The sequence below is a fragment of the Dickeya sp. Secpp 1600 genome, assembly GCF_003049805.1.
Classification (GTDB): domain Bacteria; phylum Pseudomonadota; class Gammaproteobacteria; order Enterobacterales; family Enterobacteriaceae; genus Dickeya; species Dickeya fangzhongdai.
Genome location: NZ_CP023484.1, coordinates 2,880,065 through 2,901,201, shown reverse-complemented (window position 1 = coordinate 2,901,201; position 21,137 = coordinate 2,880,065). Strand labels below are relative to the sequence as shown.

20 protein-coding genes are annotated in these 21,137 nt (G+C 56.6%); 2 read left to right on the top strand and 18 right to left on the bottom strand.

The window, feature by feature from the left end:
• Nucleotides 1–156: 156 nt before the first annotated feature.
• The 15 genes from CPA59_RS12920 to CPA59_RS22900 all read right to left on the bottom strand — a co-directional run bounded on the left by CPA59_RS12920 (nucleotide 157) and on the right by CPA59_RS22900 (nucleotide 12,665).
• Nucleotides 157–1,512 (bottom strand): esterase-like activity of phytase family protein, encoded by a 1,356-nt coding sequence (locus CPA59_RS12920; RefSeq protein ID WP_107759614.1) that lies wholly within the window; start codon nucleotides 1,510–1,512, stop codon nucleotides 157–159.
• A gap of 185 nt (nucleotides 1,513–1,697) precedes the next feature.
• On the bottom strand, nucleotides 1,698–2,903 hold the full coding sequence (locus tag CPA59_RS12915) for a phage tail protein (protein WP_107759612.1): 1,206 nt from the start codon (nucleotides 2,901–2,903) through the stop codon (nucleotides 1,698–1,700).
• A gap of 370 nt (nucleotides 2,904–3,273) precedes the next feature.
• On the bottom strand, nucleotides 3,274–3,885 hold the full coding sequence (locus CPA59_RS12910; protein WP_107759610.1) for a phage tail protein I: 612 nt from the start codon (nucleotides 3,883–3,885) through the stop codon (nucleotides 3,274–3,276).
• On the bottom strand, nucleotides 3,878–4,786 hold the full coding sequence (locus CPA59_RS12905) for a baseplate J/gp47 family protein (RefSeq protein ID WP_038919318.1): 909 nt from the start codon (nucleotides 4,784–4,786) through the stop codon (nucleotides 3,878–3,880). The genes CPA59_RS12910 and CPA59_RS12905 overlap by 8 nt, the downstream gene beginning before the upstream one ends.
• A 4-nt stretch (nucleotides 4,787–4,790) precedes the next feature.
• On the bottom strand, nucleotides 4,791–5,141 hold the full coding sequence (locus tag CPA59_RS12900) for a GPW/gp25 family protein (RefSeq protein WP_038919316.1): 351 nt from the start codon (nucleotides 5,139–5,141) through the stop codon (nucleotides 4,791–4,793).
• On the bottom strand, nucleotides 5,138–5,779 hold the full coding sequence (locus CPA59_RS12895; protein WP_174213746.1) for a phage baseplate assembly protein V: 642 nt from the start codon (nucleotides 5,777–5,779) through the stop codon (nucleotides 5,138–5,140). Before CPA59_RS12895 ends, CPA59_RS12900 begins: the two co-directional genes overlap by 4 nt.
• A gap of 149 nt (nucleotides 5,780–5,928) precedes the next feature.
• Complete coding sequence (locus tag CPA59_RS12890; protein ID WP_107759606.1) at nucleotides 5,929–6,594, bottom strand: hypothetical protein; 666 nt, start codon at nucleotides 6,592–6,594, stop codon at nucleotides 5,929–5,931.
• 707 nt (nucleotides 6,595–7,301) lie between these two features.
• A complete protein-coding gene (locus CPA59_RS12885; RefSeq protein ID WP_038919313.1) occupies nucleotides 7,302–7,763 on the bottom strand; it encodes a phage tail protein in 462 nt (153 codons plus the stop codon).
• 75 nt (nucleotides 7,764–7,838) lie between these two features.
• Nucleotides 7,839–8,042 carry a tail protein X gene (locus tag CPA59_RS12880; protein ID WP_107759603.1) on the bottom strand — a complete coding sequence of 68 codons (204 nt, stop codon included), beginning with the start codon at nucleotides 8,040–8,042 and terminating at the stop codon, nucleotides 7,839–7,841.
• A gap of 553 nt (nucleotides 8,043–8,595) precedes the next feature.
• The gene (locus CPA59_RS12875) at nucleotides 8,596–8,817 is read right to left on the bottom strand and encodes a hypothetical protein (protein ID WP_038658013.1); all 222 of its coding nucleotides are present in this window, start codon (nucleotides 8,815–8,817) and stop codon (nucleotides 8,596–8,598) included.
• 63 nt (nucleotides 8,818–8,880) lie between these two features.
• Nucleotides 8,881–11,007 (bottom strand): replication endonuclease, encoded by a 2,127-nt coding sequence (locus CPA59_RS12870; RefSeq protein WP_107759601.1) that lies wholly within the window; start codon nucleotides 11,005–11,007, stop codon nucleotides 8,881–8,883.
• Between the two features lie 100 nt (nucleotides 11,008–11,107).
• Nucleotides 11,108–11,332, bottom strand: coding sequence for a TraR/DksA family transcriptional regulator (locus CPA59_RS12865; RefSeq protein WP_038919309.1), 225 nt, complete (start codon nucleotides 11,330–11,332; stop codon nucleotides 11,108–11,110).
• Nucleotides 11,332–11,547: a DUF2732 family protein gene (locus CPA59_RS12860; protein WP_107759599.1), complete on the bottom strand. Its 216-nt coding sequence runs from the start codon at nucleotides 11,545–11,547 to the stop codon at nucleotides 11,332–11,334. Before CPA59_RS12860 ends, CPA59_RS12865 begins: the two co-directional genes overlap by 1 nt.
• Before the next feature lie 120 nt (nucleotides 11,548–11,667).
• Nucleotides 11,668–12,198, bottom strand: coding sequence for a hypothetical protein (locus CPA59_RS12855; protein WP_049842492.1), 531 nt, complete (start codon nucleotides 12,196–12,198; stop codon nucleotides 11,668–11,670).
• A 2-nt stretch (nucleotides 12,199–12,200) separates the two neighbouring features.
• Nucleotides 12,201–12,665, bottom strand: a complete 465-nt coding sequence (locus CPA59_RS22900; protein ID WP_159077945.1) for a hypothetical protein — start codon at nucleotides 12,663–12,665, stop codon at nucleotides 12,201–12,203.
• 124 nt (nucleotides 12,666–12,789) lie between these two features.
• On the opposite strand from CPA59_RS22900, the gene CPA59_RS12850 reads away from it, so the two are divergent.
• Nucleotides 12,790–13,632, top strand: a complete 843-nt coding sequence (locus tag CPA59_RS12850) for a phage repressor protein CI (RefSeq protein ID WP_038919306.1) — start codon at nucleotides 12,790–12,792, stop codon at nucleotides 13,630–13,632.
• 930 nt (nucleotides 13,633–14,562) lie between these two features.
• On the top strand, nucleotides 14,563–16,560 hold the full coding sequence (locus tag CPA59_RS12845) for a methyl-accepting chemotaxis protein (protein WP_049854108.1): 1,998 nt from the start codon (nucleotides 14,563–14,565) through the stop codon (nucleotides 16,558–16,560).
• A 100-nt stretch (nucleotides 16,561–16,660) separates the two neighbouring features.
• Here the strand turns inward: CPA59_RS12845 and CPA59_RS12840 are convergent, their stop codons facing one another.
• The 3 genes from CPA59_RS12840 to CPA59_RS12830 form a co-directional block, all read right to left on the bottom strand.
• Nucleotides 16,661–16,852 carry a YebW family protein gene (locus CPA59_RS12840; protein WP_038658027.1) on the bottom strand — a complete coding sequence of 64 codons (192 nt, stop codon included), beginning with the start codon at nucleotides 16,850–16,852 and terminating at the stop codon, nucleotides 16,661–16,663.
• A gap of 89 nt (nucleotides 16,853–16,941) precedes the next feature.
• A complete protein-coding gene (rsmF, locus tag CPA59_RS12835; RefSeq protein ID WP_107759597.1) occupies nucleotides 16,942–18,390 on the bottom strand; it encodes a 16S rRNA (cytosine(1407)-C(5))-methyltransferase RsmF in 1,449 nt (482 codons plus the stop codon).
• Between the two features lie 109 nt (nucleotides 18,391–18,499).
• Nucleotides 18,500–21,130, bottom strand: a complete 2,631-nt coding sequence (locus CPA59_RS12830) for a PqiB family protein (RefSeq protein WP_107759595.1) — start codon at nucleotides 21,128–21,130, stop codon at nucleotides 18,500–18,502.
• Nucleotides 21,131–21,137: the final 7 nt, after the last annotated feature.

Sequence of the window (21,137 nt, the reverse complement as noted above, 5' to 3'; positions counted from 1 at the left end):
TCTCCAACAATACCGCACAAATGTTCACAATGGCTTACACTGTAAACAATTATTTCCGATAGGGAAATATAATGACGGGAAAAAATTTCAGGGACCGGGTAAATAAAAGCGGCGCACCGTAAACGGAGCGCCGCCGGGTAATAAATGCGAAGCGGACTAGTAAAGCGGCTGGGGCAGATGGATAACCCATAACTGGCTGGTTGCCTCATCCTTCGGCAGCGGTTCCAGCTCCAGTCGGGTATCGACGGGTTTGCCATCCAGCAGCAGCGTGCCATCAGGGCCGGCCTGATATTTACCGATCTTCTTTACATCCTTGGCGGGATTAACCAGCACGGACTGTAAACCAAAATCGTTGTCGTTGGTGACCACCAGCGTGCGGGCATCGATTAACGCTAGCCCTTCTGCTTTCTCAGGTTTCCAGCCCAACTGGCGCAAGTCGACCAGTTGCTGCTTTTTCGCCAGCACGACGCCGCGTTTCGCCAGCGTTTCGGCATCATTCCACTCAGCCGGCTGTTGCGCATCCAACGCGCTCAGATCGCTGGCCTGGCTCAGGTCAACACGGTAAATCAGGTTATGCATCACCTTGTTTTTATCCGCGCCTTGCTCAATCACCAGCACTTCATGATCGTTGAGCGCAACCATATCGCCGATTTTGGCGTCGCCGGTTTTTTTCCACTGATCCGCATCCAGCGGATAGCCGTACATGGCGGTTTTGCCCGTAGCCGGATCAAAGCTGACCAGGCGAGTAAATAACGCCTTGTTTTGGGTTTTCCCTTCTATATCCAGCGTACTTTGCACCGCGGCCAGAATGCGGCCGTCCGGCATGCGGGTGATGCCTTCAAAACCACGGTTAGGCTGGCGCCATTTAAGAATATTGGGTAAGCCACTGGCTACGCCTTGTTCGCCGTTGAGCGGCGTCGGGCCGACTTTCTTCAGGATTTTTCCCTGCGCATCCACCTGAATCAGGAACGGACCGTACTCATCCGATAGCCAAAATCCCCCCTGACCATCTGGAGTAATGCCCTCGGTGTCCAGCCCACGGCGGTCATCCGTTAATTTTTGTAGTGTATCGCTGAGCGCCACTTCATTGGTGGTGCCGACCAGCGAGCCGGGTAGTGGCAAGCCGCTGATAGGGCCGGCTTCATCATGCAATTTGCGCAGCGCCGTGGCCTGCGCGCTTTTGGCATCCACGGTAATGGTCATGATGGCGGGGGTAAAATCAGGCGCGGCGAAGATCTTCGCATCTTTACCCTGATATTCCGGCGCATCGGCATTCGGGCCGCGATCGGTAACGGTAACGAACGTCAGTTTGTCGCCATCCCGCCCGATAAATGACAACCCGGAACCGACCCCCATTGGAAAACCGTTGGGGAAACGCGTCCGCCATTTACCGTGGTAATTGACCCGATCGTTATCAGGAAAGGTAATCTGGTACTGTTCGGTTTGAATATCCGCAGCCTGAACTATCTGGGCCAGCAGAAGCAAGGGGAAAAAGGATAAATGAAGGCGCATGGTCGAACCCCGTAAAAGAAATCGGCGACATTACACTAGAACTGTAATACGACGCTTTTATGACAGTACAGGCTGACAACAATACATATTGTAAAACGCGGTGAGTCTCCTCACCGCGTTGCGGTTTATAGAAGATTAGGCACCGGGTTTATCCGGTCAGGACACTACTGATGCGATATCTGCTATCAGGCAGCCCTTACGATGTAGTTAAAAGCGATATTGCGGGGGCGGGTGGCACCATACCCAAACTGCCAACCATTTGAATCCAAATCTTGCGCACCCGACGCCTCCACATTTATAGCGGAGCGTAGCATGCCATAATCGCCTTTATTAACAACATCAAACCCCATGGATTTGTATGTATTGGCACTATCGTTGTTTGCATGTATCAACGCTCCAACATTTACTGAAGCTAAGTTAGGATCTGAAATAGTCAGAGTTCCTTTTTGCCAACTTAGCAATTCACGGGCAACATCCGCCCCGCGCCCATCATCCCAGCCACGAATAAATTCGCCGCGCAGATCCGGCAGGACGCCGCCGGGGTACGCCAGCGCCAGTTTGGGAAAGGCGTTTTTGTCGAACGCCTGACCGTTGCATTTCAGCCAGCCGGCGGGCGGTGTCGCCTGCGGCCAGGGCAACGGTATGCCCGCCAGGTCGGCGGTTTTCAGCACGTCGCTTAAACCCAGGTTTGCGAGAAAAGCTGATTTGTCTGCGATGTCGGCGCCGTTCTGCTCTTTTTGCAGGGCGACGTTTTTGACAAACGCAGTGGTGGCCAACTGTGTGGAGTTTGCGCTTTTCTGCGCCGTTGGCGCGGTGGGCGCGCCGGTCAGCGCCGGACTATTGAGCGGAGCGTACTGCGGGTGAGGGTTGGCGGCGGCAATATGGGTGCCGAGTTGGGTGTCGGCGTAAGCCTTGGCCTTAATGGCGCTATCATCGACGTATTGACGAGTAGCCAGCACCACCGCCGGGTCAATCTTCAGGGTAATGGCTTCGGTCGTGCTGACAATCAGGATCATGCGCACGGTTTGCACCCGGCCTGATCCTTCCTGTAACTGTGGTTTATAGGTTTCGGCGCAGTTTGCGACCGCGATCAGATCGCCGTCGCTGTCGTACAAGCCGATTTCCCGGATCCACCAGCCGCCTTCATTCTCAGGAATAACCTGCTCGGCAATGATCTGGTTGGTGTTTTGCGCGTCGATGCTTAGCGCGTTGAGAGCGGCGCGGCGTTTCTCATTGACCAGTTTGGTTTGAGCGGGCGTCGGCGTCGGCAGGCTGCCGCTGCCATCGCCCACCGCCATTTGCGTGATAGCCAGGTGGCTACCCAGCGCGGTGGCGTTAGCCAGCTTCGCCGCGCCGGTGTTCGTCAGTAAAGCAAAGTATTTTGTACTCATGCAGATTACTCATACGGTTAACAGAATAGGATGCCGCAGGGCGACATCGGAGAAGCCGGGCTGGCCGACAGGTGATGACCACCGGTATGCCCGGCTGCGGGTAGGCGGTGTCCCGGCGCGCGTTGCGGGCGCAGACCCCAAAGGCGTTATCGGGTTATAGAACGATGAGCTGGGGTACGCGCGCCCGCTTTGGTCGTGAAGAGCTTTACCCGGGGACAACTGCCTGGGTAGAGGTAGTATGCGAAGTCAGCGTCGCCAGCGCATCCAGCGGGCGTTGTTCGCAGAGGGAGACAACATGTGAAGACCACATTCGGCGGCGATGCAGCCATAAAAAAAGCCAGCTCAGGCTGGCTTGGAACGAGTGGGGAAATCAACCGCCGACACGTATGTCATCAATCAGGTGGATAGCCGCGCCATTGATCTCGTCGCCAGAAACGCTGATGGTTTCCGGGAAGTAAGGGTAGATGGTGAGTTCGTCGCCGCTATAGGAACTGGCGCCCATTGACAGCGGACCCGAACTGTCCAGATTGATGTTTAACCCCAGCATCTGGCGGCTCACCGGTTTGGCGTCGGCAATCAGGCGCTCCAGTTCCTGAAAGGACTCTTCCGTGATCCCTGACTCCTGGACACCGATATCCAGCCGGAAGGTGCCGGGGGCGTCGCCGGTTTGCCACCATTCCTTGATGCGAATCAGATATCCCAGCGGTTCAACGACCCGGCGCAGCGCGCCGATCGTGCCCTTGTGGCGGTGGATAAAAAACGCATCTTTGATGACTTTGCGTTTGACGGCTTCCGACCAGCTTTCATCCCAACGATCGACCGATAGCGTCCAGGCCAGATAGGGCAGCAGTTTGACCGGACAGGTATCCGGATTCCAGATCTGACGCAGCGGAATCGGCACCTGCTCCAGCCCGGCGCCGGTGAGGGCAACGGCATGTTCCAGCGGCGATGAACCGGGTGGCAGTAGGGGGCTTTTATTCATCCGTTCCCCCCAGCGTTAGGGTATAGCCGGTACAGTGCGACGCCTGAGTATCGTCCAGCACGATATCCGCCGCTGGGCTGGTCAATTCCACCCGCTGTACCCCTTCCACATGCAATGCGGCGTAGATGGCGGAGCGGCGGATATCGCGGCCCAGCCGGTGCTGGCTGCTGACGTAACTCTGCAGTTTTTTCTCGGCGGCGGCGCGAATCGGCTCGACTTCCGGGCCGGGATACAGGTAAAGCGTGGCATTGATATCGTAAGGAACGATCACCGCCGATTTGACGGTAACCCGGTCAGCCACCGGCCGGACGTCTTCGGCGTTCAGCGCCGCATTGACGGTGGCGAGCAGCGTATCGCTGGCGGTGCCGTCGTTTTCCCGCGACAGGACCGACACCAGCACCTGAGCGGGGCCGGGGCTGATGACCGAAATATCCGCCACCTGGCCGCTGGCGCTGCGCCCGTGGAACTGGTAGGCGCCGATGGAACCTGCCACGCTCAGGCCCTCATAAGCCTGCTGAATGCGCAGACGAAAATCGGTATCGGACTCCATCACGGCGGCGGTCGGGGGAACGGTGGAGGTGTCGGCCGGGGTGATTAGCAGTCGGGAGACGTTGACGTTGGCGCCCAACTGGTCCAGATCGTTGCCCTGAGCAAACGCCAGCATCCCGGCCTGAGCGGCCTCATTGATGCGCTGGCGCAGCAGTAGCTCACGGTAGGCGTTTTCCTGCAGCAGTTTCACCATCGGCTCCGATTCCAGCGTCAGGGCGCGCGCGATGGCTTCACGCTCGTCGGCGCTGTAGAGCGACAGCAGGGTTTCTTTGCGTGTGGCGTACAGGGTTTCATAATCCAGCGTTTCGACCACGCTGGGGGCGGGTAACTGACTTAAATCGATAAGAGGCATGATCTCAGCTCACGGGAATGGTTAACGAAAGGGATGTGCCGTTGCCGGCCAGGGTGCCGGAAATATCCACAATCAACTGGCCGTCGTAGTGGCTTTCCATTGAGATGGAGGTCAGCGTCAGCCGCGGCTCCCACTTCAGCAACGCGACATAGCAGGCCGCCTGCACCTGTAGTTTCAGCGCGGGCGTTTGCGGTTGGTCGATCAGGGTGGAAAGCAGCGAACCGTAATCGCGCCGCATGACCCGGCTGCCTTGCGGAGTGGTCAGAATATCGCGCACGCTCTGGCGCAGATGTTCCAGATCGCTGAGGCTGCCGCCGGTGCTGCGATTCATGCCGGTGTATGACGTGCTGGTCATAAAGGTCCTCCTGTTGTGCCGCCGCCATTCTGTACGCCGCTGTGCTGATGGGTATGCACCACCACGCCATTGGAGGAGAAACTTCCCCCCGAGTGGGTGACGCTGCCGGTGATGCTGCCGCCTTGCTGAACGTCGATGGTCTGGGTGATTAATTTGTGTGTACAGACGACTTCCGGGGTGTCCAGCGTGATGCGCTGGCTGGCGTTGACGGTGACGTTTTTCGTGGTGACGGTCACCGATTCCGATGCGACGACCGTCGCGCTCTTGATGCCGGTGACGGTCAGCGCGCCGTTGGCCGGTTCGTATTCCATCACCGCGCCATCAGGGAAACGGATGTGGCAGGCATCCGCAGAGGCCGATGGGGCCGGATGGTGTTCGCTGTAAATACCCGGTAAAACAAATGCCGTATTGAGTTCGCCTCCTATTGCAAGCAATAACACCTGTTCACCCACCGACGGCGCCCACCATTCGCGGGAACTCCCCGCACGACGGGACAGCCAGTGGAGCCATCCGGTGACCATGCCACCGGTCTGCACGCGGCAGCGTGCCTGTCGGGTATCGACTTCGGTAATGACGCCGATACGAATCAGGTTACGCAGCGCGCGCTGGATTTCGGAGAGATATTCGTATGTATTCATGGTGGGAAGCATGCGTCTTCCCGCGGAATGAGACAATTTGCCGTGGTTGTGTGGCGGATGGCCCCACCGATCTTTGCGCCACGACTTTTACGTTACGACTTTTGCCTCACGGTAAACCACAGTGGAGTGGCCAGACAGGCGTAAGGGATTCAGTGTCGCGCCGGGTCCGGTTTATTGACGAACATGTGCGTCAGATAAGGCGAGTCCTGTCGGAAGAACGGGGTGAATGGCACGCAGGTGTGGGTACTGCGACGGTTGTCGATAATGAGCAGATCGCCCCGCTTCAGATTGAGCCATTGCATGCTGTTTTTCAGCAGCGGGTCGAGCTTCAACAGCGCATGTCTGGCGGGCGAAGTCAGGGGATACGCCAGGTCAGGCGTACAGGTCAGAAATGGATCGTGGTCGGCGCTGAGGAGACTGAACGGCGTTTTTTCCTGGCTGACGGCGCCGGGGCGCAGCGCATACTGCGGCAGGCATAATTCGGTGCGGGTGTGCTGATCCACATGCTGAATGACATGGCGAAGACTGGCGATGCCGACCAGTATTTTGAAGACGGACGTTTCACACAGGCAATACAGCAGCAGAAAGTCGGGCTGGGTAAACACCGGCGTTGGCGAGTCCGCGGCGGACTTCAGCAATCCGTAGGAAGAAAAAATGCTGGCGAGCTGCGGTGAGGCACCGGGAACGGCAGTTTGGCTGCAATACGGGTCGCCTAAATGACAGCCGAACAGATTGAGCAACTTTCTGGATTTTTCACGATTGCCGTTGCAATAGGGGGGCGTGTTTTCAGGAAGGGAAGGACGGATATCTTCCATGATTTTCGGGTAATAAAGAAATCCTTCATTGTTACCGAAATGTTTAAAGTGGAATAATTCCTTTCGTATATTACGTGGCAAACTTCGGCTTTTATCCAATTGTGTTTCCCTTCAGTTATTCAATCCAAAAGAGAGTAGGCGAGGTAATAACATCAGCCGGTTTTCGCTGACGAAACATGGAAGGTAATAGGGTATTACTGATTAATCCCGGGCGATAACAGTAGAAAACGATTTCTGAAATAATTTGCGATGAAGAAAATGAGGGGAAGCGTGTCAGATAGATTGTGGTGATAATCTTTTATTATGAAAATTACGAGCTGGAAATAAATATACCCGTCATACTTCACGTTGCAGGTGCGTTGGCTTTATTACTCGGCCCATCCCTGGGCCTCGCCCCTGCGGGGCCGCGGTAAACCGCGTTCAACGCTGCTCCCGGCAGCGTTGTCGCTCATCCCAGTCACTTACTTACTTATGTAAGCTCCTGGGGATTCACTCGGTTGCCGCGTTACAAGGCTCTTATGAGCCTTGCCCTAAAGGGCCAACGCGTAGCGTTGTTCAACACGCCAGCGTGTTGTCCTGCAACTCGAATTATTTAGGGTATAGGACAAGTATTTTAAATCATAAAATAATCATGATTTATCGTTTCCTGTGAAGAAAACAGGCCGTATTCGCAACGGCCCTCACGGAAGAAATGATATCTGAAGGGATCAGTTCCCTTTCCACTGGCTGACCAGCTCGCCGGCGATATACAGCGCAGTGGGTCGACTCACCGGCTCAGGCGGTGTTGGTTCCGGTTCATAATGCACCTGCAGGCTTTGATTCTGTTCATTGACACGGTTGCGCTCCGTCAGATTGAGCCGAACGGATAGTGTGCTGGTGTTGTCCGCATTGTTGTCGATCGTAAAACTGATGCCTTTATTGCGAATGCCTTCGCGCGTTAACAAATCCGGCTGGTTCTGGCGCACCCAGAGCAGCAGGGTGACAAAAAGGGTGTCGGGATTGTCAGAGAAATTATTCAGCGTCAGCAGCAACTGATAGCGGTATTCAAACGACAGGGACGGCTCCTGCAACGCGGCGATTTCCCCCTCCTGGATCCGAAACTGTAACGCATTACCCAGCGCGGGTAATGCGGTGGTCAGTGCAAGTCTGAGGCTTTGTGGTTTTTGCATGATAAGGTTCCTGGTGTGGCGGCGATCTCCATGTGGTATTTGCCGAAGGCGAGCATGGAGCCGGATAGTCCGGAATTATTCCCAGATATTGACGCTTTCCTGCGAGCCGGAAGCATTCATGTCGGGCAGCGTGACGGCGGTGCCGTGCGGCAGAATCGGACCAAGATCCGCAAGCCCCGGATTGGATTGCATAACCGTCTCCACCACATCTTGCGTGCGGCCGTAATAGCGGTAGCAGAGCACATCCAGGGTGTCGTCCTGATGGGCGTAAACTTTCATGTGATACCTTTAAGTTCGGATAAAATAAGGTCGGATAAAACAGGTTATTTCTGGTCCTTTATCCTCCAGAGGATCGGTACTGGTCGCAATGCCGGAAAGGTGTCGGACGGATGGCACAACAACAGGCGGGAAATACGGGAAATAATGTTGGGGGTTTATTGATTGTGTCTGCTGCTTATTGTCACTCTACCTATTTTGACCCCTGCCAATCTTTGCTGGCAGGGGGTATTGCGCATTAAAGGTACTGGAAAAGCCGGGGTAATGTCGCTAACAAATTTTTTTACATGGGATTACCCTAATTCCGTACTACGGTGTTAAAGAAAAAACGTCACCAACGAACAGGTTCGCACTGAGTCGAAATTAAAATTAATGCCAAAATGTATATACCAGCTTTGGCCGGTCAGACCGTTTTATGGAATGGTCTGGATACGAAAAAATTTTTGCTGCGTATTAGTCTGGCGTGTTAGCCACAGAGAAAATCCATTAATTTGCACGTGCCTCTGGCGATCGGCCAGGGAATTTCACGTCGGTCATTATTATCCATCGAAATCCCTTACAACATTTGTTGTTCGAACCATGCTTTAAGCTGCTGTCCATCACTGCTGTTCTTCAGAAACTGTTGATAATCACTCTCCGGGAGCTCGCCGTGAGATAAGTCGGCGATCAACGACATGGCGATTTTCATTTCTTCAGGATCGCATTGTGATATCAATGACATATCGGCAATTAATCGAATCCTTGACAAGGTCAGCTCTCTGTTTTCAGTCTGTTCCACGGTACCTCTTCCATTGTGAGACTGTATTTATATACAGTACTTTATTCAGTAGTATTCGTCAACTCATAAGTGCAGGCGCTGTGCGCTCATGATGCACTTTTCATCAACGGCGGATATCGCGTTATTCCTAAATTCATCAATCAGTTGGCCGTCAATTTTCACGCTGGCGCCGCGTACCAGCGCCTCCCGCTCCCAGCGTGAGATTTCGATACCCTGCCGGCTAAGACGGGGGCGCAACGACGCCAGCCGATCGCGCTGAAAATAGGTTAGCCGCGCTGAAGGAACGCGGGGAATATCGCGAAATGGGTAAGGGAGCGCGCCGGGTGAAAACGCGCCCCCACAGTTATTGACAGAACTCCAAGGCAGAGCCGGCCGGCGGCGATCGGTGATATCGACAGCGGCGTGGTTTTTGGCCACGATCTGCCATTCATCCGGGCGGGTGGTGAATACACGTTCACGGCCGCGCTGGGCGGAAAAAATACCGACGGTACGCACGATCGTTTCATCGTAGGCGTTCAGCCGTTCGCTGGCGGCTCTGGCGACACGAACCGACTGATGTTGCCGGGCGACATTCGCGCCGCCCTGCGCCTCGATATAGGCGGCGAAGTCGCCGCGATCCGCCGCGTTCCTCACCGTTTCTGCCTGTTCGCCCAGCGCATCCTGTAATGACCGGCTGCGAATGCGTCGGCATTCGCGGTAGGCGCCAATCGTGGGCAGCCCGATGAAATGGAATTGAGGAATGCGCCAGAGCGAGGCCCAGGCCGAGGCCGAGGCGGCCATGTCTTTCAGCGGCTTGCCGGTTTCGTGGTCGGATTCGCCGTCCAGCGCATAGCCATCGATATTTTTGGCGATGTACTTGGCGACGTACGCCGCCGCGCCGCCCTTGTTGATATGCTTGCAGTCAAACCGGCGGCGGTGCGCCACGGCGCGGTCGCTTTCATTTGACTGGGCGTAACGGCGCAGGATATCGACGATCGCCTGACGCTGCGCGCGCTCGCAATACAGCATCATGTGCCAGTGCGGCGTGCCGTCGTGATGGGGTTCAACGACCCGCAATCCGTAGATTTGCAGTTTACGGTCTTTGAGCGCAGTGCGGATTTTTCCCCATAGCCGGACCAGATAATGCTGGGTCATTTTGGGCGAAGGACAGTCCGGCATCCACCCTGTGTTGACCAATACCCGGTCGTGACCGCGAGTACGGGTGGGATGGTAGTGGCCGGGAGCGGTGAACGTCACCAGCATGCCGATGTGATGGTGTGCGGTAGCGTAACGCTCAATACCCGCCAGCATGGTCATCAGTTCCATACGGCGAATATCCGGATTGGCGATACTGCCCATGACTTTATCGATCAAATCGACCCGCTCGCCGTTGCGGGTATTTTCCAGCTCGCGACTTTTCAGAAAATCCAGCGTCGCCAGACGGCGGTAGCGGATATCCTGCAGCGCCTGACGGCTGAGAAAGGGGGATGCGGCTCGGCTCACCTCGCCGCTGGCAATCCATAATGCTTCACGCCAGCGGGTGCGCTGAATTTTCAACTGACGTTCCCACCAGCGGGGGGTGACCAGCCGCATAATGCCGGCGCATGCCTGTTCCAGCGTGAGCGTCCCGTTTTGATGACGCTGCCAGTGGGCGGGCGCCACGTTTAGGGCTTGCGCCAGCGTCGCTAACTGACCATAGATGCGCGCTTGTGTTTCATCGCTGAATAAATTCGCCTGACTATCGCCGGGGCATTCCTGCAGGTAGCGTTCGCAGTGAGCATGGTAGGCATCGTTCATGTGGGCGGCGATGCGGCTGGCAAACGCCCGCAGAACCTTGTCCGGCATATCCGGCAACTGATGATACTGCTCCGCTTCGCTGATGAAGCGTGAAGAGCAGGCGGTATTCATCCGATAGCGGGCGTTGACGGCGTCGATTCGGGGCCAGAGCCGACGCTGAACCACCGATAACAGGTAGTTGAACGCGGCGCCCAGTCCCTGATGCTGCTTCAAATAATCGAAACGGCGGCGGAAATGGCCGGCCAGAAAACGCGGCAGCAACGCCAGCCGATACAGTACCGCCTGTCCCTGCTGCAGGGTATCCGCGGACAATGCGCTGGATTCGGGCAGAATGGCGGAACGGGGCGCATTCCACGGGTATGCCCAGCGGTTGCCCCGGTTGTCGGCGTTTTTTTTAGCTTCGTCAGACGTCATAACCAGCCAGCGTTTACCTGCTCGATGAGTGTTTGCCGGGTTGTCGGCGGGAATAAATAGCCGCAGATCGACCCTGGCTTGTCTGTCAGTGACCGCACGTTTAGGACGGTGAGCGGTAGTGACGTTGCTTCTGTTCGCGAATTTCCTGACACGCTACGCAGCACGTCACGCCGGGGATCGCCTGGCGGCGGGCCTCGGGAATCGGCGCATCGCAGTCCTCACAAACGTGGGCGGTGTGAGCGGCTGGGGCTTTGCGGGCATGGGCGATTTGCGCATCCAGCAGCATGGCCTGCTGCTCCTGGGAAATGTCCATACTGTCTGCCATTAGTGCGCCTCCCAAATCTGGTGACGGATGTTTTCGGCTTCCTGTTGCAGCAAGGCCACCAGTTCCTGAGCGGATAACTGCTCCAGCCGGGCGTGTTGCGCCAGTTGGTCCAGATGTTCGCTATAGCGATGAGCAAGGTCTGTACGCCAGACGTCATTCGGGATTTGCCGCCTTGCGACAGACTGAGTCTTGTGATTGGTTGGTGTGTTTTTCATACAATTTCCTGATGTTAAGCAGCAACAATGCGGACCTGCCTGAGCGGCGGCCTATGTGCTGGCGGTTGAGTTAACGAGGGTCGTTTTTTCTGGCGAGATCTGTCGTCAGCGAAACTGTCGTCAACGAGAATGGTGTTCGGGTCTGAAATAGTGTTCGGGTCTGATGCTGGTCAGAATGTCGGGTGCTCCGGTAAACATACTGTGCAGCTCGCCGAGGGCGCGGCTAAGCGCTGTCGACCACTGGCAATCCGACTCGTCAATGCGTCGCAAGGGTTGATCGAATTCCCGGGTCGTGAGTCCGGCATGGAAAAACAGCGTGCGGCGCTCGCTGAGGGTGAGGACCCGAACCGCGTGCAGCAACTGATCGTGCTCCTGTTTTTCCGGCAAGCCGAATGCGCTACGCAGTTCATTCAGCGCGCTGACAATTCTTTCTCGCGCCATTTCATCCATCTCTTCCAGTTGATAGACGCACCAGCGGTGATGCAGTGCGGCATGAAAACACAGCGTACGGCGATAGCGTTCGGAGAGACGCCGGTAAAAAACGCACGTCTGCGCCCAGCGCGAATCCGCGAAGTGTTTTCCGATCAGCGCCCGCAAATTGGGCGGCAGGGTCTGCAGATGGTCGGCGGTAAAGGCATAATGGGGCTTCATGATTACGCTCGGTTGCCATCGCTGCCGCCTGTTTTCGGCAGCAGGCGCAGAATATAACCGAAATTCGAATTTCCGAATTCGATGTTAAAATCATTGCCGCCATTCACAACGGTTGAACCGCCATACCGTACTGATAGCGCACAGGCAGCAATGAGGCTGGAAAATAGGGCTGCCGTCGTGGCGGTGATGAATGCTGTTTTTGCATTTGCAAAATCATGCTGAAGCGCGGTGCGGGTAAACCGGAACCGCTGCTTCCTTGTATGGCGCGTTGCGCGCCACGCCACGGATATCGGCGCTGTGGCGTAGGCTGCGTTACGCAAGCCGGTGAAAGAAAACAGCGCCCGAACAGGGATAGCATGGGGCTGTCGGCTGACGTCCGAAAAGCCGGTTTCTGTCACCGCGGATGGACTCGCTGTGGTAGGATTTTCCTCAGAAATGTGCGTTAGAATTGAAATCTCGTCCGACATAAAGCAATATCTCCCCCAGGCCAGGGTGTTCTATGGTGTTACATGTGCTGTGTAGACACTATAAAACACGTAACGTGTATATGTAAATACTCGTGAGGTGTTTTTGAATACAAATAGTAATGCCGTGTCTGCGGCCTTCGTGCTTGAACGCATCATGTCAAGTTACGGAGTAAAGACTCAGAAGGAACTGAGCGAGGTCACTGAGATACCTACCAATACAATCAGTAACTGGGTTCAGCGAGGGAATGTGCCGGGTAATATTATTTTGAAGTGTGCGCTTGATACCGGAGCCGATGCCGGATGGCTGGTCACCGGAGAGTTCGCAAATGCGAATGTTTTTACGCATAAATCGCCGCTGAAAGGCAAAGCGCTTTATGAGCAGATCCTGTCATCGGGCGGCAAGGCGGTACTGCGTCGAATGCTTGATGCCTATGGCTTCAGTACGCAAAAAGAGTTGGGCGACTTGCTGGGCATCGCGCCCGGTACGATCAGTACCTGGATTCGCCGTGATTTCTTTCCCGGGGATGTGGTGGTCACCTGCGCGCTGGATACCGGCGTGTCGTTGGCGTGGCTGGCAACCGGTAAAGGCTCGCCGCAGCAGGATGACGCGCCCGTCAGCCGTCAGGATGACAGCGGTATCTGCCTGATCCCGCGCAATCTGCTGAAAACCGGAAAACTGCAGGACGCGGGGGAGTGGAAGGCGGATCCGCAGTTTATTCCGGCAGGGTTGCATGCGCCTTTGCTGGTGGAGGGGAGTTCATCTTCCTGGCTGGTGGATACCGGAATTACCAGTATCAGCAATGGTCGCTGGTTGCTGGATATCGACGGCAAGAGCGATATCTACGATGTGGCGCTGTTGCCGGGTCGTAAAATGCAGGTTGAAGGCGGCGGCTCACAATTCCAGTGCGGGGTGGATGAAGTTACCCCGCGCGGTGTGGTGGTACTGACGCTAACCCCCAGCTTCTGAGATCCGAATACCCGGCGCGCGCAGGCTGCGCCGGGTATTTCCATCTGCAGAGAAACCGTCGCCGTTGCAAAAGGTCGACCGCGTCAAGAGTTGAGCGCCCCATTGCGCCATCACAGGTTGAGCGCGTCATAAAGGTTTAGTTCGTCAAAGGACGGATTTGTCATAAAGAGAAGGCCACGCCTGAGTATCATCCCGAGGTATATGCTGTTTTCCCGCTGTTGTTAACGAGCTATTTATTTTCACTGAAATATCCAGTCATGATAGATCTGCGGGGGTTCTTATACCCTTGTATTATATGTCTTTCTATTATGGGAAGGATGATATATAGATTATGAGGGATTAAACGGTTAACGGAAATTCTGATAATCAACGTAAATCGTTTTTCTTTCACCATTCTTAACGGCGCCCCGGTTAATTCACAATCGCATGATTTATCGGCTATTTTAATCATGCAAGACGGTATGACACATTCCGGTGTCCATTATTTTTTACTGAATTTGGCTTTATACTCAAAATAATTCGAGTTGCAGGACAACACGCTGGCGTGTTGAACAACGCAACGCGTTGGCCCTTTAGGGCAAGGCTCAGAATGAGCCTTGTAACGCGGCGACGCAGCGAATCCCCAGGAACTTACTCAAGTAAGTGACTGGGGTGAGCGACAACGCTGCCGGGAGCAGCGTTGAACGCGGTTTACCGCGGCCCCGCAAGGGGCGAGGCCCAGGGATGGGCCGAGTAATAAAGCCAACGCACCTGCAACGTGAAGTATGACGGGTATATACGTATCAATCGATTTTTGACGGCAGGATGGCAGTAAAAAATGGACGTTGATTATCTTCGTAATTATTAAATGACGATATTTAATTTTTCATGGCATGTCATTGATATACATGGAATGACAATCACATCATGAGAGCCATAAATGGTGATTCTATGACTATTTTGGGTGGAAAATACGAAAACCTTAAGCTGGGAACCAAACTGTCATTAGGCTTTGGTTCGGTTTTGTTATTGTCGCTGGTGGTGTTGATCGCCGGCGTTATTGGATTTCGCAGTGTGGCGGATAATAACGATAAGGCGCTGGCGACTAATCAACTTAACGCCACATTGGCGCAGGCCCGCATTCTGCGCACACAATTTCAATTCACGCATGATTACAGCTTTATCGATAAAAATGGCGAGCTGATTAATAAAATGGACGATATTCTCCGGCAGGCGAGGGCGCTGAGTTGGGATAAGGATACGATTGACGATGTAAACCGAATTGAGCAGGACCTGAAAGCGTATCGGGTCGTGCGGGACGCGTTCATCGCCGCCAGCAAAAAGCGGGATACGGCCGGTCTGGCTATCGGTCAGGATGAAAGCGGCAGTGTGCTGGAAGCATTCCATAATAAATGGCAGCAGGTTGCGAGCGTGCCGTCAGACATCCAGGTGCTGTTGTACCAATTGGGCGAGTACATGGCGGACATTCGCGACCTGGCGCATGACCTGCTGCTGACGCCCTCGGATAATACGCTGGGCGCGACCATGAAAAGCATTGATGTCGCCGAAACCGCCATCAGGGAAAAAGCCGGGCGGTTGTCTGCGGAACAACAGGCATGGCTGAACACCGCCTGGGAGTATTTCGCGGGCTACCGCCGTTCTGCGCCGGCTTATCTGGCCGCCTTTCAGGATGAAACCCGCGCCAGTCAGGCGATGAGTGAAGCGGCGGAAAAACTGAATGCGGATGTCGGCGGCTTGTTCAATCAACAACTGGCGAATTCCAACCAAACTACTCAGTCGTCGGAATTCAATATGGTGGTGACCGGCCTGCTGGTGATCCTGCTGGGTATCGTCATGGCGTGGCGTATCTCGGTACAGCTGATTACCCCGCTTAAACTGAGCCTGTCGGTCGCGGAACGGATTGCCAGCGGCGACCTGTCGTCTGTCGTCAGCACAACGCGTCGCGACGAGCTGGGGCAGTTGCTCACCGCGATGGGCAACATGAATGACAAGCTGCGCACCATGATCCGGGATATCCGCGAAGGGGTGGGTCATGTCGAATCCGCATCGGCGGAAATCGCGGCGGGCAATACCGATCTCTCATCCCGCACCGAACAGCAATCGGCGGCGGTGGTGGAAACAGCCGCCAGCATGGAGCAGTTGACCTCGACGGTGAAACAGAACTCTGAAAACGCCCACCATGCGTCGCAACTGGCGTCTGAAGCGTCGCGGAACGCGGTCAAGGGCGGTGAAATCGTCAATAACGTGGTGAAGACCATGGACGACATTTCCAGCAGCTCCAAACGTATTTCTGATATTACGACGGTGATCAACAGCATCGCCTTTCAGACTAATATTCTGGCGCTGAATGCGGCGGTTGAGGCGGCGAGAGCCGGCGAGCAAGGACGAGGATTCGCGGTAGTCGCCAGCGAGGTGCGCAATCTGGCGCAGCGCAGCGCCCAGGCTGCAAAGGAAATCGAGGGGTTGATTCATGAATCGGTATCGCGGGTCAATACCGGTTCAGCGCTGGTGGGGGAAGCGGGAAAAACCATGCAGGATATTGTCAGCTCGGTAGCCCATGTATTTGACATCATGGGGGAAATCGCGTCGGCTTCGGATGAGCAAAGCCGGGGAATATCCCAGATCGCGCAGGCGGTATCGGAACTTGACACCACGACCCAGCAAAACGCGGCGCTGGTGGAGGAGTCGTCATCGGCGGCCAATTCGCTTGAGGAACAGTCGCGGATGCTGGCGCAGGCGGTATCGGCGTTTCATTTGGGCGACGATGGGCATCCTCACCATGTCAGTTCACCAGCAAGTCATCAGACATTACTGCTGAATAAACCGGGCCAGACCGACCGAAAACCGGCGCAGAAGAAAGATACTCACCGCAAGGCGACTGAATCGGCGAAACATCATCCCGCCGAAGATGAGTGGGTGAAATTCTGACCGTTATGAAATTCCAATAATAACAGGCAATAACCATCACACCTGTTTGGGCAACGCCGTCACAGCTGCGGCGTTGCTTTTTTTTGCGGTGCCATCAGCGTCAGCGGTCACGATACTCGTGAGCCGGTTTCCAGTACCCGCTGCGAAAATCATCAACCGGAAAACAGCCGCCGTTACGGATTTGCTGTTCCTCCATGGCACCCAGACATTGTGGTTCATTGATATAGGTTCCCGCGACCAGACTCTCGCAGTTACCTCCCAGGTAACAGACAAAGATCACCAGTGCGAACATAGATTCCTCAACAGGTTGCCACGCCCTGCTTGTGAGTGTAGATGAAAAAAACGCACTGGGGACGCCGCGTACGGCGGCCCGGTCAAAGATTATCCGATGGCGGAGACAAGGTTGGCGCCATCGCGAACCAGATCACGAGGCAGGTTGTTTTTCAGGCGTTGGCCGACACGTTTGGTCAATCCCAGCGTGGTCTGCTGCCAGGTCAACAACACCTCGTCGTGGCTGACGGGCGAGGGCGGATAAATGTCTTTGCCGCGGAACCAGTCGACGACCTGCTCCGCGCTGAGCGCGTAGGTGTTTGGGCTGTCGGGGTTGCCCAGCGCCACAACGGCTTCATGCTGCCAGCGATACCCTTTGGCAAAGCGCTCCGCCAGCTTGACGCCCATGCGGGAGAAACGCATTTTGCCCAGCATCGGCTGCAATGCCGCCGGAAATAACCAGATCTCATCGTCCCGTTGCCACAGCTGTAATTGCTGTTCTGACCACCGCAGGCCCAACCGCTGCGCGCTTTGGCGAATCAACTGCGCATCCTTGGGGTTGATGGGGGTAAACGGCAGCTTGCCGAGTTTGTAATCCGGCGCCGCCAGCGGCGTTACGCTGGCGGTTTTACGCAAGCGCGCCACAAAAAAACCTTCGCTGTCGTAAATCTGCGGGAAGACGTGCAAAAAGCCGTCTTCGGTGATAGCGCGGTGCGCTTGCGGGAACAACGCCTCCAGCGATTCGATCTCGCAGGCGTCGGGGAACTGCTGCATCAGCCAGCGGCAAACATGCTGGTTTTCTTGATGGTTCAGGGTACAGGTGGAATAAATCAGCACGCCGCCCGGCTTCAGGGCATGGAAGGCGCTTAGGATCAGTTCGCGCTGGGTCGCGGCGATATCGGCGATGCTCTCCAGCGACCAGTGACTCATGGCGGCGGGATCTTTTCTGACTACGCCTTCCCCGGAGCAGGGCGCGTCCAGCAGGATGGCGTCAAATGTCTCCGGTAAGGCGTTGCCGAATACCCGGCCGTCAAAATGCGTCAGGGCGGTATTGCTGACGCCGCAGCGGTGCAGGTTGGCGTGCAATACCTTGACCCGGCTGGCGGAATATTCGTTGGCGACAATCAATCCCTGATTGTTGAGCCGGGCGGCGATCTGGGTGGTTTTGGAGCCGGGGGCGGCCGCCATGTCCAGCACCCGCTCCGGGGCGTCATCCCCCATGAACAGCGCGCTGACCGGCAGCATCGAACTGGCTTCCTGAATGTAGAACAGGCCGGCCAGGTGCTCCAGCGCGTTGCCCAGCCGCATGGCTTCCTCATCGGCGTTCAGCAGCCAGAATCCTTCATCGCACCAGGGCACCGCCTCCAACTCCCAGCCGTAGGGCGCGACCAGCGCGAGAAAATCGGGCACGCTGATTTTCAGGGTGTTAACGCGGAGGCTGCGTCGCAGCGGTCGCTGGCAGGCGTCGATGAACGTGTCCATGCTCAGGTGCGCAGGCATGATCGCCTGCATGGCGGTCAGAAAGTCGGGAGTGAGAGACGCGGGAATAGGTTTGGCCACAGAAATGGTTCCGTTACAGCTACAATCAGGACGCGAATCTTACCATATCTCTTCCGCTGGAAGGGATGACGACTCACCGCTATAAGCCGGTGAGTCGCAGACATGACGCCTATCGTTCCGGCAGCGCGGTTCCCCAGTCGCGCCAGCCGCCGGGCTCTTCGCCGTGCAGCAGGAAGTGTTTGCCCGCCTGTGCCGCAGGCGCCAGCGGGGTGGCCGGCGGGGTGGCGAAGGCGATGCCGCCGCGAATAAATTGCTGGAAGGTGCCGCTTTTGATCACGCCGCCGGTCAGGCCAAACTGCAGGTTGTAGCCGGAGGCCAGCCAGAACACCGAATTGTCGCGCACCAGATGTGCATGGCGTTTGCTGATGCGCAGCGCCACCGATACCCGGTCGGACAGCGAACCAAGCGACAGGCCGGTCACCGTGCCGACCTCAATCCCGCGGAACAACACCGGAGTACCGATTTGCAGCGACCCGGCTTCGGCGGTATCAACACTGATGTTCAGCCCGTCCTGATAGCGGGAATCGGAAATGGTGGCTTTTTGTAGTTCAAAGCTGCGGGTAAACGCGCCGCTGCCCGGCTCGACGTTGATATAGGGCTGGATCAGGGTTTCCAGGTGGTTGACGCCGGCGGCGGAAATCTCCGGCGTCACCACCGAGAAGCGGGTGCCGGCGCGGGCGAAGTTGCGGACATATTCCGGATAGAGCACCGCCTGCACCAATACTTCATCCCGCTGCTCCGCCAGTTTCAGCGACTCCAACTGGCCGATATCGATGCCGAGATAACGAATCGGCATCCCGGCGGAGAGTTTGCTGGCGTCGTAGGTACGTAACGTAATGCGGCTGCCAATCGCCCGGGCGGCGGTTTCGTTACTGTATAACGGCCGTTTGCCGCCCTGTACGTCGGCGGCGCCGTCCACGTTGTCGAAGCTAATGGCGCCTTTCAGCGCCCGGCTGAGCGGAGACGCCTGCACGGTCAGTCCGGCGCCGCTAAGTTGCACGCGCGCGCCGCCTTCCGCCCAGAAGACACTGTTGTCGGTCAATAGGTTGCGGTATTCCGGCCGGACATAAACATCGATTTCGAAGGTGTCGGCTTTCGGGCGAATGCGGGTGATTTCACCCACCTGAAACTTGCGGTACAGTACGACCGAACCTTCCTGAATATCCGGCAGGCTGTCGGTCAGTAGCGTCAACGTGGTGGGCGGGGTAGCGCCCTGAATCCCGGCGACGGCTTTTTCCCGATCGCTGTAGAGCGGATAACGCGGCTGGGCGTCGCCGGTGCGTCCCGGCAGCACCGTCACGCCGCCGCTCAACCATTCCTGGGCGCTGGCGCCCAGCACCTGAACGCCATCCAGCCCCATTTTGACGTTGACCCGGCTACTGGCGATGAACTGGCTGTCTTTATGCAACAAATGACGGTACTGACGGTCGATAACGGCGGTAAAGCTGACGCCGTTATCGGTTAAGGCGCGCTGAACAATCCGGCCGATTTGTACGCCGTGCAGGACAACTGGCTGACCGCTGTCGATACCGTAACTCTGGCTGGCGGTCAATTCAACGGTGAGCGCGCCGGGCTGCTGTAGCTGCTGTTGGGTGGCGTCGGGCACGGTGAAGCGCTGCTTCGGCTCGCCATCGCCGGGGATCAACGTCAGGGTCGTGCCGCCCAGCAGGCTGGGCAGATTGAGGTCGTTCAGCGACAGACGCGGCGCGGCCAGTTCGATACGGGTGTTTTCCCGCATTAGCGGCACCACGGACGGGTCGACAATCAGCTCCCCGGTGACGCGCTGATCCGCTTCCAGTGCGATGCGTTGCAGCGTGCCTACTTCCAGCCCCTGATACAACAGCGGTGTATGTCCGGCCCGCAGTTTATCGCCGGAGGGCAGATCCAGCGTGATCAGCACGCCGCGCTGGCTGCGCGCCAGATCCGGGTACAGGGTGTAATTCTGGTCTGCGGCCGCCGCTTCCCCTTGCTCGGGGGAGTCGAACGCGATGGCGCCGTTGACCAGCGCGGACAGATTCTGCATTTCGACGGTCGCGCCGCTGAGACTGACGTCGGCTTTCAAACCGGACACGTTCCAGAAACGGCTGTCCTTTTTCACCAGCCCGGTAAAACGGCGGTCGATCAACACATCGATCATCACGCCGTTGTGATCGGGGTTGATGCTGTAATCGTAGACTTTCCCTACCGGCATTTTACGAAAATAGACCAGCGAGCCGGCGTTCAGCGAACCCAGATCGTCGGCGCGCAGATGTATCAGCAATTCGCCGCTGTTAACGCGGTATTTGGGCTGAGTGTCCTGGGCGGTGAAGTGACTGACGGGATCGCCGCCGCCGGGCAGCATGCCGATGTAGTTGCCGCCGACCAGCGCATCCAGACCGGACACGCCGGCCAGCGATGCTTTGGGGGTAACCAGCCAGAACTGGGTGCCGCTGCGCAACGCGTCTTTCATGTCGTTGCGAATGCTGGCGATGACCTGGATGGTGCGCAAATCGTCGCTGAGCTTAATGTTGCGCACGGTGCCGATCTCGACGCCCTGATAGCGTACCGGCGTGCGGCCGGGGACGATGCCGTCCGCCGACACGAAATCGATGGTCACCGTCGCGCCGCGTTCCTGCTGGTTGGTGTACAGCAGCCAGCCGGCGATCAGCAGGGCGATAAAAGGAAGCAGCCAGAATGGCGACAGGCGGCGCCGGGTTTTGACGTTGGCTTCAGTTGGTGTCATCGGCGTTTGGTTCTGCATTGTTATC

Excerpts from the sequence above, each read along its gene's own strand:
- CPA59_RS12870 (WP_107759601.1), bottom strand. The coding sequence starts at position 11,007 with ATGACGTCTGACGAAGCTAAAAAAAACGCCGACAACCGGGGCAACCGC.
- CPA59_RS12880 (WP_107759603.1), bottom strand. The coding sequence starts at position 8,042 with ATGAAAGTTTACGCCCATCAGGACGACACCCTGGATGTGCTCTGCTAC.
- CPA59_RS12895 (WP_174213746.1), bottom strand. The coding sequence starts at position 5,779 with ATGAATACATACGAATATCTCTCCGAAATCCAGCGCGCGCTGCGTAAC.
- CPA59_RS12845 (WP_049854108.1), top strand. The coding sequence starts at position 14,563 with ATGACTATTTTGGGTGGAAAATACGAAAACCTTAAGCTGGGAACCAAA.
- CPA59_RS12885 (WP_038919313.1), bottom strand. The coding sequence starts at position 7,763 with ATGCAAAAACCACAAAGCCTCAGACTTGCACTGACCACCGCATTACCC.
- CPA59_RS22900 (WP_159077945.1), bottom strand. The coding sequence starts at position 12,665 with ATGTCGGACGAGATTTCAATTCTAACGCACATTTCTGAGGAAAATCCT.
- CPA59_RS12920 (WP_107759614.1), bottom strand. The coding sequence starts at position 1,512 with ATGCGCCTTCATTTATCCTTTTTCCCCTTGCTTCTGCTGGCCCAGATA.
- CPA59_RS12840 (WP_038658027.1), bottom strand. The coding sequence starts at position 16,852 with ATGTTCGCACTGGTGATCTTTGTCTGTTACCTGGGAGGTAACTGCGAG.
- CPA59_RS12890 (WP_107759606.1), bottom strand. The coding sequence starts at position 6,594 with ATGGAAGATATCCGTCCTTCCCTTCCTGAAAACACGCCCCCCTATTGC.
- CPA59_RS12830 (WP_107759595.1), bottom strand. The coding sequence starts at position 21,130 with ATGCAGAACCAAACGCCGATGACACCAACTGAAGCCAACGTCAAAACC.
- CPA59_RS12855 (WP_049842492.1), bottom strand. The coding sequence starts at position 12,198 with ATGAAGCCCCATTATGCCTTTACCGCCGACCATCTGCAGACCCTGCCG.
- CPA59_RS12905 (WP_038919318.1), bottom strand. The coding sequence starts at position 4,786 with ATGCCTCTTATCGATTTAAGTCAGTTACCCGCCCCCAGCGTGGTCGAA.
- CPA59_RS12910 (WP_107759610.1), bottom strand. The coding sequence starts at position 3,885 with ATGAATAAAAGCCCCCTACTGCCACCCGGTTCATCGCCGCTGGAACAT.
- CPA59_RS12860 (WP_107759599.1), bottom strand. The coding sequence starts at position 11,547 with ATGAAAAACACACCAACCAATCACAAGACTCAGTCTGTCGCAAGGCGG.
- CPA59_RS12915 (WP_107759612.1), bottom strand. The coding sequence starts at position 2,903 with ATGAGTACAAAATACTTTGCTTTACTGACGAACACCGGCGCGGCGAAG.
- CPA59_RS12900 (WP_038919316.1), bottom strand. The coding sequence starts at position 5,141 with ATGACCAGCACGTCATACACCGGCATGAATCGCAGCACCGGCGGCAGC.
- CPA59_RS12865 (WP_038919309.1), bottom strand. The coding sequence starts at position 11,332 with ATGGCAGACAGTATGGACATTTCCCAGGAGCAGCAGGCCATGCTGCTG.